The 3,142-nt window shown below is 47.1% G+C and carries 1 protein-coding gene; it reads right to left on the bottom strand.

Features of this window, described 5'->3' with window-relative positions; all coding sequences use genetic code 11:
• Positions 1-275 precede the first annotated feature (275 nt).
• Positions 276-2,726, bottom strand: coding sequence for a TIR domain-containing protein (locus BQ17_RS15925; protein WP_089728714.1), 2,451 nt, complete (start codon positions 2,724-2,726; stop codon positions 276-278).
• Between the last annotated feature and the right edge of the window lie 416 nt (positions 2,727-3,142).

Here is a 3,142-nt window from a genome sequence, read left to right on the forward strand (position 1 = left end):
GGACACCCACTTTGTTTGCTACTCATTCGTAAAGGTACGGATGGGTGTAACAAACAAAATGGGTGTCCTTTTATTGCCATGAGATGATCGATTACTTCGACTTTAAGAAATTTTCCCGCCTGAATAAAATGGTCGGTGAGGTCCTGATCTTACTAAAAACGTACCTTGATACGACTCCACTCCCCAAGTATGCGTCCCCCGCAGGGTCAAACGGGGATCGAGCCCGAGAGCTGAGGAACCCAACTAATCAACTACGGTAAAATATTCTATCTTAACTAAAACATAGTTTCCTTGCTATAGTCGTCGGTGCGTCTCGTTCGTTCGCAGAAATATTGTTGAAGCGATGGGTGCAAGAAGCTATACGTACCGCCTATTCTATGCAACATCTTTCCCCGCGTCGCCTTGTTCAGAAACTTGATTAATCGAAATGGTATTTTGCCATCAACCCAAAGGATCGTCCTCAGCCAGTAATGCTGAATAATCGAAATGCCACCGAATGTGGCACCCATTATAGCCATCCAAATTGCTAGAACAGGAGCAACCCCCTTTCTTATACTGAGATCCGAGAGATGCTCCCAACTAAACATGCAGGAGATGTTGGTTCCTTCCCCATCTTCCGGCAAACATTGGGCAACGCTCACGAAAATATCAATAAACAAACCCATTATAAGCCCAAAAGTACCAAGAGAAAGACAGAGTGCAAGTGCAAAATAGCCAGATCTTTTGATTCCCTCATTTGGAATACGTGTCTTGGTTATATTCGCATAGGGTACATTAAGTGCCTTAAAAAATTGTCTAACCGTCCATCCTACTGCCGTCAACAAGGACAAACCAAATCTGGAAAGAGGTTTTCCAGTCCATTCTAGCGTATTTGTCAAAAACCACGGTAATCTTAATCGCTCCAAAAGGCGTTGTACGACGTGTCGTCCTAACTCGGCGATTACCAACAAAATGCTCGTGCCCAACAATGTTTCCAACGCACCCTTTACTTCTCCCCACTGTAGGCGCTCTACCGGTCGGATGGCGCTTTTATGGATCCACCCTAGTGCGGTTGCCACGATGAAAGCAGCGGTGATTTCTGCAATAAGCTCAGTGTTTGAAGCGGCCATAAAAGAACTAAAAGGAATCACCAAAAGAGTAATTGCCGATCCAACCGCAATACTCACTAAAGCGTGATATAGTAAATGCTGCCAAGGAGAGCTTAGCCAGTCGGGTTGCATATACTCGACTAGAAATTGTGTCTGGTTGTGCTTTGCGAGCTGCAGGGCAATGTAGGAGAGGTATTGTTGGGATTTTTGAGGGTCACGATCCTCGAAAATCTCTAGCCGGTTCTCGACAAAGCTGCGAAAAAGTTCGCCTTGCTCTAAGAGTTCGCACTCCGCTAAGCCCTCGCGTGATTTCGACTTACTTTCAAGAACGGTAACCAGAAGATTAAGGTAAAGTGGCGTTCTTGCTATCCTCATAAGTTGAGTGTTACTTCGCAACCTGTTACATAGCTGCTGCTTCCCTAGAGCTCTAAGGTATCTCTCAATATCCTGGTCGCTTGGCGGATCTAAACAGACGGCCGTGTTTAGTCGAAGCTTTTTGAAGCACACGCGATACTCGTCTGTGTCTGAAGCCACAACGACAGTTGTCAGCAGCGACAACCTACGCAAAAGTTGATTGATACGTTCGATACAGCTATCTTGGCGATTAGGGTCTAATTCGTCGAGCCCGTCAAGAAGAAGGGCTAATTGGTCGTTGTCCAACAACTCCCTGGCAATGGGTTCCAGCAAGTTATATTCTTGCTGTAGACGGTCAATAATCCAGTCCTCCAAATGCTGCCTATCATCGGTCCACTGAGATAGATTAAGAATAATAGGGATTGCACCTGTTTGATTTTCGAGGGTGCAACGAGTAAGCTGTTCTGCTATCTGAGTCAACGCAAATGTCTTACCAGCCCCAGGTGGACCAAGCACTAATAGTCGACCAACCACGTCAGGGCGCTGCAGGACATCGAAAGGTGAGTCCGTCAGAGAAGTTTTATGTCCGTCTTGCTCATGTACAGTTATCACCATCTCGCTTCCCAAGGGATGGACAAAACGGGGATGCTCGTGAAACGGAAGCGCTAAACACTCCTTTCCGATTAGTTGAGCTTTCTTTAAGATGGATATTCGGTTGTTGACACTCATTAGCAGCCGCGCCCATGGACTACTCTCTTTAACTATGTTGGGAGAAGTCGTTGGACGAACACTATCTTTGCGATTGGAAAACTCTTCGGTTTTCGAAGCAACAGACTCGCTACTAAGTCTTACGCCAGGGGTATCCGATGCGAGACGATCATTGTTTTCGTCAGAATGCCCTCTGATCGCGGTTATTAGGTCGTTCAATCCTACTGCGTAGCCTTTGCTAAGATCAGCGTATTTTTTGTCTCGAAGAAGTATGGGCATCTCGCAAGAGCTAGCTAAAACCGGTAAGATTCGTACTTTCTTGCTCTCTGCTTCGACACCAATTTGTGCTTGCCATTCTTTTGGTATCCATCCGGACGCCGTACCCTCGCGCGAAAGTAATATGATAATGAAGTCCGCTTCATCAAGACCTCTCTGAATTTCTCCGGTAATTGAATGTCCGACAAGAATAGACCATTCATCCAGCCAAACATCAAACCCGGCATTTTTTAAATCGCCAGCAAGTTTCCTTGCTAAGCCTTTATCGTGGCTGCTATGGGACAGAAACAGCTTTGTCATTTGTCGTCCAGGCCATAATCCAATGCCATTAAGTTAAGCGTTGCTGGCAGCCCGTAGGATGGGCAAAGCAAGCACCGATCAGGGTGATTTCAAGGTTCGGTTATGCCACGGAAGTTTCAGGCCGCGACAGCTTGCATCAGATGCACCAAGCGCCGCGTGCCCATCAATGACGGACCCCTCCCGGCGGGCAAACGGCGTGCCCAATCAGGTCCCTCGCTGCGCTCGGGATAACAAGCACATTGGGCATCGGCCATCCATTGATGTGGTTCGCGTCACCTGGCAGTGCCAGCCTGAAGGATCTCCCACACTTACCACATACTATGCTCTTTGTCCAACCGGCACTCAACCACTATGCACTAAAGTGCATAGGTTGCCCCCTGGACTGAAAGTCCTAAATCATTCCAGGATAATGTTTC

The sequence above is a fragment of the Candidatus Thiosymbion oneisti genome (assembly GCF_900092655.1).
GTDB classification, from domain to species: Bacteria; Pseudomonadota; Gammaproteobacteria; order Chromatiales; family Chromatiaceae; genus Thiosymbion; species Thiosymbion oneisti.